Annotated in this window: 11 protein-coding genes and 1 pseudogene; 6 read left to right on the top strand and 6 right to left on the bottom strand. The window is 65.4% G+C overall.

The window, feature by feature from the left end:
* From ntrB to cynS, 3 genes are all read left to right on the top strand, one after another.
* The gene (ntrB, locus tag GGR33_RS11495) at positions 1 to 840 is read left to right on the top strand and encodes a nitrate ABC transporter permease (protein ID WP_183505228.1); all 840 of its coding nucleotides are present in this window, start codon (positions 1 to 3) and stop codon (positions 838 to 840) included.
* Positions 841 to 850: 10 nt separating this feature from the next.
* Complete coding sequence (locus tag GGR33_RS11490; RefSeq protein ID WP_183505226.1) at positions 851 to 1,840, top strand: ABC transporter ATP-binding protein; 990 nt, start codon at positions 851 to 853, stop codon at positions 1,838 to 1,840.
* Positions 1,841 to 1,922: 82 nt separating this feature from the next.
* Positions 1,923 to 2,411, top strand: a complete 489-nt coding sequence (gene cynS, locus GGR33_RS11485) for a cyanase (RefSeq protein ID WP_183505224.1) — start codon at positions 1,923 to 1,925, stop codon at positions 2,409 to 2,411.
* 109 nt (positions 2,412 to 2,520) lie between these two features.
* On the opposite strand, the gene GGR33_RS11480 is transcribed toward cynS, so the two are convergent.
* The 4 genes from GGR33_RS11480 to GGR33_RS11465 form a co-directional block, all read right to left on the bottom strand.
* The gene (locus GGR33_RS11480) at positions 2,521 to 3,447 is read right to left on the bottom strand and encodes a GAF domain-containing protein (protein WP_183505222.1); all 927 of its coding nucleotides are present in this window, start codon (positions 3,445 to 3,447) and stop codon (positions 2,521 to 2,523) included.
* Between the two features lie 523 nt (positions 3,448 to 3,970).
* Positions 3,971 to 4,930 carry an HNH endonuclease family protein gene (locus GGR33_RS11475; protein WP_246413039.1) on the bottom strand — a complete coding sequence of 320 codons (960 nt, stop codon included), beginning with the start codon at positions 4,928 to 4,930 and terminating at the stop codon, positions 3,971 to 3,973.
* The gene (locus GGR33_RS11470; protein ID WP_183505218.1) at positions 4,897 to 6,198 is read right to left on the bottom strand and encodes an AAA family ATPase; all 1,302 of its coding nucleotides are present in this window, start codon (positions 6,196 to 6,198) and stop codon (positions 4,897 to 4,899) included. The genes GGR33_RS11475 and GGR33_RS11470 overlap by 34 nt, the downstream gene beginning before the upstream one ends.
* 160 nt (positions 6,199 to 6,358) lie before the next feature.
* Positions 6,359 to 7,456, bottom strand: coding sequence for a DUF2235 domain-containing protein (locus GGR33_RS11465; protein ID WP_183505216.1), 1,098 nt, complete (start codon positions 7,454 to 7,456; stop codon positions 6,359 to 6,361).
* Positions 7,457 to 7,763: 307 nt separating this feature from the next.
* Between GGR33_RS11465 and GGR33_RS11460 the strand changes: the two genes are divergently transcribed.
* The 3 genes and pseudogenes from GGR33_RS11460 to GGR33_RS26415 form a co-directional block, all read left to right on the top strand.
* The gene (locus tag GGR33_RS11460) at positions 7,764 to 8,819 is read left to right on the top strand and encodes a hypothetical protein (protein ID WP_183505214.1); all 1,056 of its coding nucleotides are present in this window, start codon (positions 7,764 to 7,766) and stop codon (positions 8,817 to 8,819) included.
* Between the two features lie 158 nt (positions 8,820 to 8,977).
* On the top strand, positions 8,978 to 9,376 hold the full coding sequence (locus tag GGR33_RS11455; protein ID WP_183505212.1) for a DUF6634 family protein: 399 nt from the start codon (positions 8,978 to 8,980) through the stop codon (positions 9,374 to 9,376).
* Between the two features lie 42 nt (positions 9,377 to 9,418).
* Positions 9,419 to 9,490, top strand: a pseudogene (locus GGR33_RS26415) (oxidoreductase); the annotation flags it as partial.
* 776 nt (positions 9,491 to 10,266) lie between these two features.
* Here the strand turns inward: GGR33_RS26415 and glmS are convergent.
* Complete coding sequence (glmS, locus tag GGR33_RS11450) at positions 10,267 to 12,093, bottom strand: glutamine--fructose-6-phosphate transaminase (isomerizing) (RefSeq protein ID WP_183505210.1); 1,827 nt, start codon at positions 12,091 to 12,093, stop codon at positions 10,267 to 10,269.
* A gap of 173 nt (positions 12,094 to 12,266) precedes the next feature.
* Entirely contained in the window at positions 12,267 to 13,664 is a 1,398-nt protein-coding gene (glmU, locus tag GGR33_RS11445; RefSeq protein WP_183505208.1) for a bifunctional UDP-N-acetylglucosamine diphosphorylase/glucosamine-1-phosphate N-acetyltransferase GlmU, read from the bottom strand.
* Positions 13,665 to 13,667 lie beyond the last annotated feature (3 nt).

The following is a 13,667-nucleotide window of genomic DNA, read 5'->3' as shown; positions in this document are numbered from 1 at the left end:
ATGTCTGCCTCGCTTCGCCTGCGCGCCGGCCTGCTCTCCCTGGCGATCTTTGCGGCCTTTCTGCTGCTCTGGCAGGTCGCCGTCAGTGGCGTCGATAAGACCGAGACCATGGATCCGGAATACGCGGCGCTGATGGGCCAGTCGGCGACGACCGGCAAGTCGGCCATGCCGGGTCCACTGGATGTCGGTGCCACCATCTGGCGGCACCTGAAGGACCCGTTCTACGACCGGGGCCCGAACGACAAGGGCATCGGCATCCAGCTTGGCTACTCGATCGGCCGCGTCGCGCTCGGCTACCTGCTCGCCGTCGCGGTGGCGATCCCGGTCGGCTTCATGATCGGCATGTCGCCGCTGATGAGCCAGGCGCTCGACCCGTACATCCAGATCCTGAAGCCGGTCTCGCCGCTCGCCTGGATGCCGCTCGCCCTCTACACGATCAAGGATTCGAGCCTGTCGGCGATCTTCGTGATCTTCATCTGCTCGGTCTGGCCGATGCTGATCAACACGGTGTTCGGCGTCGCCTCGACCCGCAAGGAATGGCTCAACGTCGCCCGCACCCTCGAGGTCGGTCCGGTGCGCCGCGCCTTCACGGTGATCCTGCCGGCGGCCGCGCCGACGATCCTCACCGGCATGCGGATCTCGATCGGCATTGCCTGGCTCGTCATCGTCGCCGCCGAAATGCTCGTGGGTGGAACCGGCATCGGCTACTTCGTCTGGAACGAGTGGAACAACCTCTCGATCACCAATGTGATCACCTCGATCCTGGTGATCGGCCTCGTCGGCATGGTGCTCGACCAGTTGCTCGCCCGCGCCCAGCGCCTCGTCACCTTCCCCGAGTGAGGCCGACGTGATGAGCAAGCTCCTTCCCTTCGCGCGGCGCTCAGGCAGCGCCGCTCCCGACCAGAACGCCGGGACCAAGCGCATGACCTCGTCCGAAAAATTCATCTCGATCGAGGGCATCGCCCGGCGCTACCCGGCACGAGGTGACAAATCTTCGGGCAAGCAGACTACGATCTTCGAGAACCTGTGGCTGCCGATGCGGCGCGGCGAGTTCGTCTGCATGATCGGCCATTCCGGCTGCGGCAAGACGACGGTGCTGAACATCCTCGCCGGCCTCGAAGCGCCGAGCGAGGGCGTGGTGATCGTCGACGGACAGGCGATCGCGGGCACCAGCCTCGACCGCGCCGTGATCTTCCAGGGCCATGCCCTGCTTCCCTGGCGCACGGTGCTCGGCAACGTCGCTTACGCGGTGTCTTCGCGCTGGCGGAAAGCGCCGAAGGCCGAGGTCGAGGCGCGCGCGAAGAAGGCCATCGCCACGGTCGGCCTCGCCGGCTCCGAGCACAAGCGGCCCTCCGAGCTCTCGGGCGGCATGAAGCAGCGTGTCGGCATCGCCCGGGCGCTCTCGATCGAACCGAAGATCCTCTTGATGGACGAGCCGTTCTCGGCCCTCGACGCGCTGACCCGCGGCACGCTGCAGGACGAGGTCCGCCGGATCTGCGTCGAGACCGGGCAGACCGTGTTCATGATCACACACGACGTCGACGAGGCGATCTATCTCGCCGACCGGATCGTGCTGATGACCAACGGCCCCGAGGCCAAGGTCGCCGAGATCGTCGAGAACCCGTTGCCGAAGGACCGCGACCGCACGCAGCTCCATCACGCGCCCGGTTACTACGCGATCCGCAATCACCTGATCGACTTCCTCGTGACCCGCTCGAAGACAATGCGGGATGCGATGCCGGCCTCCTACGATCCGCGTCATCCGCCGGTGGTGCGCCCCTCGCTCAGCGAGGCGGATGCAGCCGCCCTCGGCTCCGAGCCGCCGGCCAAACGGGCCTGAACTGCCCGGCCACGGCGTCGTCCGACGGCCTCGCCTCCGAGGCGGAACCCTCAGTCACGTCCCAACGCAAAAGGAGACACCCATGAAGCGCGAAGACCTCACCGAGAAGCTGCTCGACATCAAACGTGAGAAGGGCTGGACCTGGAAACACATCCAGGAGGAGATCGGCGGCATCTCGCCAATCCTGATCACGGCGGCCTGCATGGGCCAGATGAAGCTCCCCAAGGCCCAGGCGAAGAAGGCGGCCGAGCTGTTCGGGCTGAGCCTGGCCGAAGAGCGCATGCTCAACGAGGCGCCCTATCGCGGCTCGATCCCGCAGATGCCGCCCACCGACCCGCTGATCTACCGCTTCTACGAGCTGGTGATGGTCTACGGCACCACCTGGAAGGAGCTGATCCAGGAAGATTTCGGGGACGGCATCATGTCCGCGATCGACTTCAACATGACCATGGAGCGCGAGCCTAACAACAAGGGCGACCGGGTCAAGATGAGCCTCTCGGGCAAGTTCCTGCCGTACAAGTATTACGGCGCCGAGGACGGTGTGCCGGAATACGGATTCAAGGAAGGCTGAGCCTCATTGGCGGAAGGCCTCTGGCCGTCAGCACGAAGTGTGCTGACGGCCAGAGTGACTGCGAGAGGCGGTCGAACGGTCATCGTCGGCCGCAACCGGGATGCGAGCCTCAAAGACGCCAGAGCGTGACGGCCATGATCCGGCCGTCCGCAGACAGCAGTGGCATCGCAAGCGCCTGACCGGTCGTATCTCCATCCGTGGAGATCAGCCAGGGAGCGTCCTGGCGACAATCCTCACTCGCACTCGGCAGTCCGGTGGAGAGAACCCGACCGAGCAGACCGTCACCCGCCGCTACGCGTGCGGGTCGCTCACCATTCTCGCCAGTGTCCAACCCACCGAGGTAGACGAGCGCGAGCCCTTGCTCATCGGGCACCCAGACCTCGAACCGTCCGACGATCGGCGTACCCTGTGCCGACAGGAACGTCATCACCCAGGTGCGTGGGGGATCGAAGTCGAAGGGCAACCCCACACCCGAGGTCAGTCCAACCTTGATCGCCTCCTCCCGACGAAGAAAGCGATCTGCGCGAAAGAGCTCCGGGAGCACGGCCGGCATGCCGGTCGCCCAAACCGTTCCTGGCAAGCCAAAGCTGCGGCCGAACCTGGTCATGCGTGAGGTGCGCTCGAACAGCTCGGCGCCCCCATAGTGACCGTCATGCAGCCCGATCTGCGCATCTCTCTCCGGATCGTTCACCCACACTTCGACGGCTCCGACGTAGTTCTCCGGTGCGCCGCAAAGGAAGACGACGACGGCCTTGATCGTCTCGTGCTCGAAGATCGGCATGGCGATGCCGGAGGTCAGGCCGGCCTCGGCAGCGGCCGCGGTGCGGCGGAAGGTGGTGCCGGTGAAGCTGCCCATGATCACGGGATGGCGATCGGCCCAAGCCTTACCGGGCAGTCCCTCCCCACGCGCGAAGCGCATCGGCCGGCTATAGGCAGCGAACGCGTCCTGATTTCCGTAGAGCCCGGCACCGAGACACAGCGTCTCGCCTACTTCGTCGGGCAACCAGATCTCGGCAACACGGATGAATGGCTGCATCGTGGAACCTCCCTGCCCATGAACCGCAAAACGTGACTTAGGTACGGTTGGCGCTCTGGGTCTTGTTCGACAATCACGAAACGTGCCGGCTCCGCATCACTGTCGTCTTCCTCTTAGGCGAACCGTCGTGCTCAGCCTGTTCCGGCCCCCCCCAGTCCAAAGTATCCTTGTCGGAGTCGACGGTCCCGAGAGCAGAAAGTCCATCTTGCCGATCTATTCGTGTCGGTAGGGCGCCAATATTTGTCTATGCACTGATGTCCGCTAACAGGAACCGACCCCGTTACGCTGAACGACTGCTATGGGCGCGAAGCCGCCGGAGTACTGGGAAGACGGGCGTCCGCTTTCGGGAATCGCATGATCGCCGGTGTACGGCGAGGTCGGGTCGCAAGGAGCACTCTGTAGCGAGTTCCATTCGTCGGATTTGAGCCACTAGAGTGTCAGCTGGGCAAATCTGGCGTCCGAATGCGGGGCGGCAGGAATTCTGTTCCTCAGTAGATCGGCGTCAGTTCCAAGCGCCAGATTTCTAGGATGGAGATTGGGGCTCACTTGAACCAGCCTTCGAGCGCCAGAACCTTTCGGCGAGGACGTAAGTTTCGAACGCCGCGATCGGATCGGATTTGTAAAGTTGGAAGAACGCTCGGGCGCAGGACGCCTGAGGTGCCGCATCGGACAGGGCATCTTCGACACGACGCTTCGTCATTTCGATCCGTGCTGGATCCTTGGATGTCTCGATGAGTTCGAGCTTCGACCAGAGATCACTGATGGTCCGGAAGCGGTCGGCCCACAACTCCTCCCGGATGTTCAGACCGAAGAAGTCGATCGTGACGAGAGCGCGTCGATGGTCGGTGCCGTCGGCGGCGACCGGCTTGGCTACGATGCCGTCGAAAGTGATGAGCGCCTCCGGATCCGCGTCGACGGTGCCGAGGGGGTAGGGAAGCAAGGGCTGTTCTCCGGAGTTCAAGGTCGCCACGTCCTGCCCGGCCGCGCCGCGGTTGTCGGAGGCGATCGGAAAATAGTTCGACTTTCGCGTCGAGTTGCAGGGCTTGCAGGCGGCAGCGTAATTCGTGAGTTCGTAGGCAAGCCAATAGTAACCGGGTCCGGCCGCTCCCGTACCGAAGGCGTAGGGGGCGGGCTTCCCCTTCGGCTGCTTGGGCGGCCACGCCTTCAAAGCGTTCTTCGGACGGAAGTGCTCAACATCCTGCTCGACCTTCCCGGCGGCCTCGCCGGCAAGAGGGCGCTCGCAGAAGACGCACTTGAAGTGCTGAAGCCGCATGTAGACCGGCTTCACATCGCTCCAGGACGGCCCGTCGCCGGAATACTTCTTCTGCGTGGCCATCTTCTGCGTGGCTTTCGCGGCGCGGGTGCGCCAGGTCGGCACCTCCGCGTCGACGCGTTTCCCGACCTCGTCGGATTCGGCTTTGGCGTAGCGGATCATCCGGCCACCCGCCCTCAGGTGCTCCTGGCGGCAAGCCGCTTCACCCATTCGGGTGCCTCGGGCGACTCCTCCGCCAGCGCTGCGCCCTTCCCTTGCGCGACCTGACGCATGAACGTCATGGCGGCCTCACGGTCTCCTGTCGCGGCTTCCCCAGACAGGGCGTCGAGATGCGCCTTGAAAGAGGGGTCTCTCGTCGATTCCAATCCGAAGATCTCGGATCTCAGGATCTGATCGGCGGACAGGCCGTAGATTTCCTCCTCGGGCCGCCGCAGTACCGGGCGGCCGAGCCTGTTGGTCTCGATGTGAACGATGTTCACCCGCTCGAGTGTCCCCACCACGAGCGGGCTATGGGAGGTGAAGACGAACTGCATCTTCGGTAGGGCCCGGGCGAGCGTCGGGATGATGGTTCTCTGCCATTTTGGATGGATGTGGAGGTCGATCTCGTCGACGAGGACGACGCCCTTGTTGTCCACGAGCTTCATGCCCTTCGGGCAGCCCATGCAGACATGGTAGAGCAGGTCGCCCACCCAGCCGATGAAGGCTTTGTAGCCGTCGGACAAGGCACTGAACGGCACGTTCGCCCGCTTCGTGCGGAAGACGTACTCGCCGCGTTCGAGCGCACCGGTGAACCGCACGTCCTCGCCCGACAGCCGGTTGATAAGGTTGACGACCTGCTTGTGCCGGCCCGGATTCCGACTGCTCCATTCCGGCAGCCAACTGGTCAGAGGTCGAAGAGTGAACTGGTCCTCGAACAGCGAGGCGACGCGTTCGTAGCGGAGTTGGCGCGCCTTGCTCCTCGCAGCCGTGTCGACGGTCGCCGAACTCTCCACCCGCCTCGTTGCACCGTAGCCGACGATGAGAAACGCAGGTGATTCCTCGCTGAACATTCCCTCCCAGATCGGATGGCTGTCGTCGTAGCCGACGATGCGCTCGAAATCTCCGCGGCGTTCGACCGAGGTCTCTACGCGGCGTCGGGCCGCGTTTCCCTTTTTCAAGCCGTCCTGGCGGTGGACGACCATGTCGATGCCCAGCGTCGACCGATCCGCCCTCTTCTCCGCCGGACCGCGGCGGATCAGATAGTGCGGTCGGAAGCCTGCCTGCGCGATGATCGGGGAGAGAACGCCCAAGGCGATGCCGTCGAGCAGAGTGCTCTTGCCGGCACCGTTTTCGCCGAGGATCAGGTTGACGTTGTCGAGCCGCGGCTTCGAACCGGCAGCGCCGCCGAGTTTTCCGTCGTCCCGTCCGGGATGAAGCAGGTCGAGCCGGGCGGTTGCCACGGCCCGCAGATCGCGCACCTTGAGGCTGCGAATGTACATTCGGCCGCGATCTCCGGGCGCGAGGCCGTCGCGCCGACATTAGCGAAGCCGGGCCGCCGCGTCTGACCCGGACCGATCGTGACAAGGCCTGCGGCCGCACGGTCGAAAACTGTACCGGGGCTCGCGGCGACCGCCAAGCCGGCCTTCGACGCGGAGGGGATCAATCCACGAGGACGTAGGTGTTCGGCAAGTTGACGGGATCGTATCCGATGCCGCCGTTCTTCCGGTCGACCACGCTTCGGTGGACGGATGCTCCTTCGCGGATGAACCGTCGTTCTCCCTCGGGCAGATACCAACCGGTGCGCCCTCCCCCATCCGGCCCGGGCTTGCCGAGCTTCGGGATCTTCTCGGCGTACCGCCACCGACCGACCAGGGAGTCGTTCATCAGTGCGAGATGAGGAGGTTTCGAGCTGGGCCCGGCCACCGACTTCAGAACCCGACCCCTCCGCGTTTCGTCGATCAGGAGGCCCTGCTCCATCGCCTCGCGCACCATCCACTCAAGCGGAAGCGCCGACAGGGCATTGTCCTTGATGGGATATCCCCCGCCGACGTCGCTGTGGACGCCGGCGAACCAGACCTGCTTCACGTCGGTCGCGGATCCATCCGTCCCGTCGTCGCTCCATAGGTTGGGTCTGAAGAAGCGGCGCCGCTCGTCGATCGCGACCGCATGCCGGACGACCGAGACCGACCGGTTGACGTAGGTCCGGGGCAACGAGACGCTCGTGAGCTTCTTGGTCGTCAGGTCGACGCTGAAGACCGATTTCACGGTGTCCCATAGGCCGAGGAACCGGATGTTCGCGGAGCGGTCGCAGAAGGTCTTCGTGAAGGTCCTGGCCACGCCGATGTTCGTCGGCGCCGCGTAGAGCTTGACCGCGTAGGGGACCAGGTTGTCGCGGCCGCGTTCGAGGATCCCGACCTTGCCGATCAGGCCGGCGAGCGCTCGGGCGACGTAGGCGCCTCGGCTGAACCCAAACAGATAGAGCCTGTCCCCGGGCTCGTAGCGGTCGATGATCGCCCGGTAGCCGGTCGCGATCTTGTCGTAGACGCCGCTGCCGAACCCCAAATCGACTGCTGTGACGAACAACCGTCGACCGACGAGGTCCCGCGTGGGAGCCCCCTGGGTACCGACGCCTGGATCGTAGACGAACTTCTGCTCGTTGCTCTCCGGCAGCATACGGGCCAGCCGTAGGACGTTGGTCGCGTCCGAGGCGACGTCGTTTCCGGTCCCGTCGATCAACACCACGATGTTCTTCGGCATGTTCCCCCCGCGCGTTTCGACGGATGGCGTCCGAGCGATCATGCAGCTTGTCCTGCATTCGCGCAGGGTTCGATCTCTCCTCCGGCCGACGGAATGCGGTAGCATCTCGATGCCGGAATCGAGATGACCCCGCCGACCGGCAGGGAGAGCTGCCATGGCCCCACCCTGGACCGCGTCGCAGAAGACGATCGCCAACATTCCGACGACCACCGACAAGGCGAGCAGGCCGAGACAGCCGATACCGGGTTACTCGCCGCCAGCCCACCTCGGACGCCTCGATTTCCATCCTGCGGCCCTGTTCGCCGCGATGGCGCGGTGCGCGGCCATTCGGAGCATCGCGCCTGCCGTCTCGGCGGCACTTGCAAGCGGCACGCGCGACCTCGTCGGTGCGCTGGTCGACGACGCCGGCAAGTCGTTCGATCTAACCGCCGATTTCGATGCGATGGCCGACTTCGAGAAGACGGGCCTGACGGGCCGCTTGGGCGGCGGGTTCACCGACCTCTGCATGGCGAAGCTCGGCTACGCCTGGATGGATCTCGCCTCCAATCTGTTGCCCGGCCACTCCGGCAGGCTGGGCGACTTCATCTACGACGGTCCCGCGACGGGCGGCCACGGCGTCGTGCTGGTCGAGGCGAAGGCGACGTGCGCATCAAGCGTAACGGCGACCGACGTGAAGGGGACCGCCGAGCGCGGGTACCGGAACCAGGTCGATCCGTATGTCGGATCGACTTCGATCCCGGGCGTCGGGACGATCTTCCAGGGCTATGCGGTCTGCTTGGGTGCCGCACCCGGTGTCGCCGGCGGTTTCGGTCATGTCGTCGAAACCGCAGTCGCGACGGTTCCCGGCGGCTCCGGCGGCGGCGGTGGAAGTTCGGCCGCTGCAACGCTGGTCGGCGGCAGATTGGCGATCTCGAACTACCGGGCCGTCTCCAACCTGATCAACGCGCCCGTACTGTTCGCCCATCTGGAGCAGTTGCTAGGCCGTAGCGCTTCGATAGCCGGTCACGAGCAGCAGCGGTTTCTTCGGCTCAAGGTCGGCGACCAGTGGTTTCTCACGGGTTCGGCACCGTCGTTCGATCACTGGCCGAGCCCCGGGACTGTTCCGCCCTTCATGCTGGACGAAGCCGTTGCGGAACCGCTGCTGAACCAGATTTCGCTGATCGTCAGACAGGGTCGCCGGCCATGGGACGGCCTCCCGACATTTCTGTTGCCAACGACACCTGAGAGCTTCGGCCCCGATGCAACCGGCCGCTTTCCGTTCGTCCGGTTCCCCGACGGTCTGGCCTACGTCGTCGGCAAGATCGATGCGGTCTCGAGCAGGGTGTGGACACCGCTGGAGGGTTTGGGGCCTCCTGTTTCGTGAACGCACGCCGTCCGATTGCGCGGACCGGACCCATGCGGGCTGGCCGGTGGCCAGCCTTGATGCTTCCCCCGAGGCTTCCGAAGCTTCGGTCGGCTTCGGCGATCCAAGCGATCGGAGAGGTGGCCGCCAGGATCGGGCCGAAAGAGAGAGTGGTCGCGATGGTCGAGACGATCTCAATCTTCGCCGCCGAGATTGGTGCTAAGCTGATCATCAACAACCAGTACCTCCGGCCAGTCTTCTTCGATGCCGGCGCTCCTCTCGAGAACGGTCCGCTCGCCTCGCAGATTCAGGCGATCGCGGAAGGCCGCGAACCCATTCATGAAAGCCTAGCGGCCGCACCGACACTCAACGATTGGTGGCAGGTTGCACATCCGCTTAGAGGGTACTTCCTGCTGGTCGAGCAGGTGACCGACCATTCGGTGCTCGGCAGCGGCACCATCCATACGAGCGCCATCCGGAGCATTTTCCTCGATAGATCGTGTGCTCGGACGACGTCGTGGCTCCACGGGCTGGGTACGCCGCGGCTCGCCGGATTTCCCTCGAGCACCACATGCTAGGCCGAGGACGCGGACGGTCTTCGCATACCTGTCGGTGAAAGCATGACGGACATCCCCTATCGGAGCGCCCTGATCATCGGAGCGGGATCGGGCATCAGCGCGTCCCTGACCCGCCTCCATCGGAGAAGGCGCCAGCCTTCGTTCGATCGCTCGAACGATCAGGCTCGATCCAAAGACGGTTGTTTCCGAGGCGGTGAAACTCGGCATTCCTAATCCTAGGGTCACGCTCCCCCGAACCGCCCCGATGGCGCGATCGAAAGCTCCAGGCCCTAAGCCGGCGCTACCCCGAGGGAGGGCAGTCGCGCCCCCGCGAAGGGATTGGGTGAGTATCGATGTCGAGCACACCCAACGTCTTCCGAGGATCTTGGAAGGTATCTTCGCGGAGAGCCCTCCCATCCGCGGAACCCTTGCTGAAATCGAGCGGCGAATTGCCCGACCTGACTGGGTTCGAAAACGGGCCAGGATGCTACCTGGAACCTGGGCGATGCTGACGTCCGTGCAGGAATCTCTCCCGAGTTTCAGGCGGCGGCGCCTGGTTTGGACAATTGAGGCTCTGCGAAAGCAGGGTCTCGAGCCAAATGCTTGGGAAGTGGTCCGATATGCCGGCCTGAAAGGCGACTGGACATCGACTGCGCGCGACTTGCTCGCGCCATCAGCGACGCAGCTCTAGTCCTGAACATTCATCCATTGCTTCGCCGCATGGTGGGACCGTCCGCTAAGGCGGAGGACAGTGCATTTCACCGCACGACGCTCACTTTAGCCCCAGGGCCAGACCGAAATGAAAGATATCTATTTTTGGTCCGAGGATGAAATCTAATGCAATGAAAGATTTATTTTTTTGAAAGATGTTCTTTTTCGCTCAACAGCCGGCTTTTTTCGTGGAGCTGCCGCTACTCGACGGTGACGGATTTCGCGAGGTTGCGCGGCTGATCGACGTCTTTCCCCATGAAGACGGCAGTGTGGTAGGCGAGGAGCTGCACCGGCACGGCGTAGACGATCGGCGCCACCACCGGATCGACATCCGGCATGGTCAGGGTCGCCAGCGTGTCGAGGCCATGGTCGGCCGCGCCCTTGGCATCGCCGATCAGCACGATCCGGCCGCCGCGCGCCGCGACCTCCTGCATGTTCGAGACCGTCTTCTCGAAGATCGCGTCGTGCGGGGCAATGACGATCACCGGCACGGTCTCGTCGATCAGCGCGATCGGGCCGTGCTTGAGCTCTCCGGCAGCGTAGCCCTCGGCGTGGATGTAGCTGATTTCCTTCAGCTTCAGCGCGCCCTCCAGGGCCATCGGGTAGGATGTGCCGCGGCCGAGATAGAGCACGTCGCGCGCCTTCGCGATCTCGCGCGACAACACCTCGACCTCCGCTTCGAGTTTGACGGACTCTGCCATCAGGCCCGGCACGGTGATGAGCGCATCGACCAGGGCCCGTTCGCGGGCGGCATCGAGAGTGCCCCGCGCCCGGCCGGCCGCGATGGCGAGGCAGAGCAGCACGGTGAGCTGGCAGGAAAAGGCTTTCGTCGAGGCGACGCCGATCTCGGGGCCGGCGAGCGTCGGCATCACCACCGAGCATTCCCGGGCGATGGTCGAGGTCGGCACGTTGACGACGGCCAGCGAGTGCTGGCCCTGCGCCTTTGCGTAGCGGAGTGAGGCCAGCGTGTCGGCGGTCTCGCCAGACTGGGAGATCACGAGCGTCAGCCCGTCTCGCTCCAGCGGCGGCTCGCGGTAGCGGGTCTCGGAGGCGACATCGATCTCGACGGGCAGCCGCGCAATGGTCTCGAACCAGTATTTCGCGACGAGCCCGGCATAGAAGGCGGTGCCGCAGGCGGTGATCGAGAGGCGCGAGAGCTTGGCGAAGTCGAAAGGCAGCGCCTCGGGCAGGGCGATGCGGCCGTTCGCCATGTCGACGTAGTGGGCGAGCGTGCGGCCGACCACCTCCGGCTGCTCGTGGATCTCCTTCGCCATGAAATGGCGGTGGTTGCCCTTGTCGACGAGATAGGCCTGGCTGACGATTTTTTGGCGCGGTCGCGCGACGACGGTGTTGGCGATGTCGCGGATCTCGGCACCGTCGCGGGTCAGGATCGCCCAGTCGCCCTCCTCGAGATAGGTGATCTCGTCGGTGAAGGGCGCGAGCGCAAGCGCGTCCGAGCCGAGATAGGTCTCGCCCTGCCCGAAGCCGATGGCGAGCGGCGCGCCGTGCCGGGCGCCGATCAAAAAGTCCTCTTCGCCGGCGAACAGGAAGCCGAGCGCGAACGCGCCGCGCAGGCGCGGCAGCGCGGCTTCCACGGCGGCGACCGGACCGAGCCCCTGCCCCATCAGGTGCGAGACGAGCTGGGCGACGACCTCCGTATCGGTTTCGGTCTCGAAGCGGGCGCCGGCGGCCTGCAGCTCGGCCTTCAGCTCGCGAAAATTCTCGATGATGCCGTTATGGACCACCGCCAGCCGCTCAGTGGCATGCGGGTGGGCGTTGGTCTCGTTCGGCCGGCCATGCGTCGCCCAGCGCGTATGGCCGATGCCGATCGCCCCGGAGAGCGGCGACTGCACCAGCTTGAGCTGCAGGTTGGAGAGCTTGCCCTCGGCGCGCCGCCGCTCGAGCTGGCCGTGCTCCAGGGTGGCGATGCCGGCGGAATCGTAGCCGCGATACTCAAGACGCCGTAGGGCCTCGATCACCTGCCCCGCCACCGCCTCGCGCCCGACGATGCCTACGATCCCGCACATGCCAGCGATCCTGTCGTTTTTGACGCAACTGCGACGCTGCATCGTTCCGCGATGGAACAGCAGGTCGTCTCGATCGACCCGACGCGCAAGGTTCGGGCCTGACGCGCCCCGGTATCGAGCCGGCTTCTAGCGGATCGAAACAGGACAACGCCAGCGATCGCGCGTCGCAAGGCTCAAGGGTTGGTTGGGAGTTTCGCCTTCGCCGCCTTGGCCGCGAGCATCGCCGCGCGCTTCGACTTGGCGAGGCCTTCCAAGGTCGTCTGCCTCCCACGCGCCACGGCGAGCGCATCGGCCGGCACGTCCCGCACGATGACCGAACCTGCCCCGACGAGCGCATTCGCGCCGATGCTCACCGGGGCGACCAGCGCCGAGTTCGAGCCGATGAAGGCACCCTCCCCAATGCTCGTGCGATGCTTGCTCACGCCGTCGTAATTGCAGGTGATGGTGCCGGCACCGATATTGGCCCGCGCGCCGATCTCGGAATCGCCGAGATAGGTCAGGTGCGCGGCCTTCGAGCCGGCATGCATGTGGGCGTTCTTCAGCTCGACGAAATTGCCAAGATGGACGCCCTCCTCCAGCACCGCGCCGCCGCGCAGGCGCACATGCGGGCCGATATCGACGCCGCGCTCCAGCCGGCAATCGACGAGATGCGAGAAGGCGCGGATCAGGCAGCCGTCGCCGATCACGACGCCGGGGCCGAAGACCACATGCGGCTCGATGACCACGTCGCGGCCGATCACCGTGTCGGCGGCGAGAAACACCGTCTCCGGCGCGACCAGCGTGGCGCCGCCGAGCTGTGCTGCCCGACGCAAGCGCCCCTGGATCGCGGCCTCGGCCACCGACAACTGCACACGGTCGTTGACCCCTTGCGCCTCGGCTTCGTCGATCGAGACCACGGCGACCCGTAGCCCTTCCTCGACGGCCAGGGCGACCGCATCGGTCAGGTAATACTCGCCGGCCGCGTTGTGATTGCCGATCCGGGTCAGCAGCCGCAGCGCATGCGCGCCCGAAAGCGCCATCAGCCCGGCATTGGACAGGCGGGTCCGCCGCTCGGCCTCCGAGGCGTCCTTTTCCTCTCGGATCGCCACGACCTGGCCGCCCTCCGTGAGAACCCGGCCGTAGCCCTTCGGATCAGCGGCGTCGAAGGCCAGCACGGCGACGGCCGCACCATGGGACAATGATTCACTGAGCCGGCGAAACGTCTCCGCGGTGACGAGCGGCGTGTCGCCGAAGGCGACGATGACGTCGTTGCCGGTCTCCAACGCTGCGCGGGCCTGGAGCGCCGCATGGGCGGTGCCGAGCCGCTCGACCTGCGGATGGACCTGCGCGCCCGGCGCCTGCCGTTCGACCTCGGAGGCGACGTCGGCGCGGCCAGGCTCGATCACCACGTCGACGCGGGTGGCGCCGGCTTCCTGGATCGCAGCGAGCACGTGGCCGAGCATGCTGCGTCCGGCAATGGCGTGCAGCACCTTGGGCAGGTCGGAGCGCATGCGCGTTCCTTTGCCGGCGGCCAGCACGATCGCCGCGAAGCCGCGCGCGCCCGTGCCCTGCCCTGCTCCCAGATTCGTCATCCG

The organism is Methylobacterium brachythecii (assembly GCF_014196345.1).
In the GTDB taxonomy this organism is placed as follows: domain Bacteria; phylum Pseudomonadota; class Alphaproteobacteria; order Rhizobiales; family Beijerinckiaceae; genus Methylobacterium; species Methylobacterium brachythecii.
The sequence above is the reverse complement of the archived record's forward strand: the minus strand, read 5'-3'. Positions and strand labels throughout refer to the sequence as shown.

Bases quoted from the DNA above. Each gene is read 5' to 3' on its own strand.
- GGR33_RS11470 (WP_183505218.1), bottom strand. From the start codon at position 6,198: ATGTACATTCGCAGCCTCAAGGTGCGCGATCTGCGGGCCGTGGCAACC.
- glmU (WP_183505208.1), bottom strand. From the start codon at position 13,664: ATGACGAATCTGGGAGCAGGGCAGGGCACGGGCGCGCGCGGCTTCGCG.
- GGR33_RS11480 (WP_183505222.1), bottom strand. From the start codon at position 3,447: ATGCAGCCATTCATCCGTGTTGCCGAGATCTGGTTGCCCGACGAAGTA.
- GGR33_RS11455 (WP_183505212.1), top strand. From the start codon at position 8,978: ATGGTCGAGACGATCTCAATCTTCGCCGCCGAGATTGGTGCTAAGCTG.
- glmS (WP_183505210.1), bottom strand. From the start codon at position 12,093: ATGTGCGGGATCGTAGGCATCGTCGGGCGCGAGGCGGTGGCGGGGCAG.
- cynS (WP_183505224.1), top strand. From the start codon at position 1,923: ATGAAGCGCGAAGACCTCACCGAGAAGCTGCTCGACATCAAACGTGAG.
- GGR33_RS11465 (WP_183505216.1), bottom strand. From the start codon at position 7,456: ATGCCGAAGAACATCGTGGTGTTGATCGACGGGACCGGAAACGACGTC.
- GGR33_RS11490 (WP_183505226.1), top strand. From the start codon at position 851: ATGAGCAAGCTCCTTCCCTTCGCGCGGCGCTCAGGCAGCGCCGCTCCC.
- GGR33_RS11475 (WP_246413039.1), bottom strand. From the start codon at position 4,930: ATGGGTGAAGCGGCTTGCCGCCAGGAGCACCTGAGGGCGGGTGGCCGG.
- ntrB (WP_183505228.1), top strand. From the start codon at position 1: ATGTCTGCCTCGCTTCGCCTGCGCGCCGGCCTGCTCTCCCTGGCGATC.
- GGR33_RS11460 (WP_183505214.1), top strand. From the start codon at position 7,764: ATGGCGCGGTGCGCGGCCATTCGGAGCATCGCGCCTGCCGTCTCGGCG.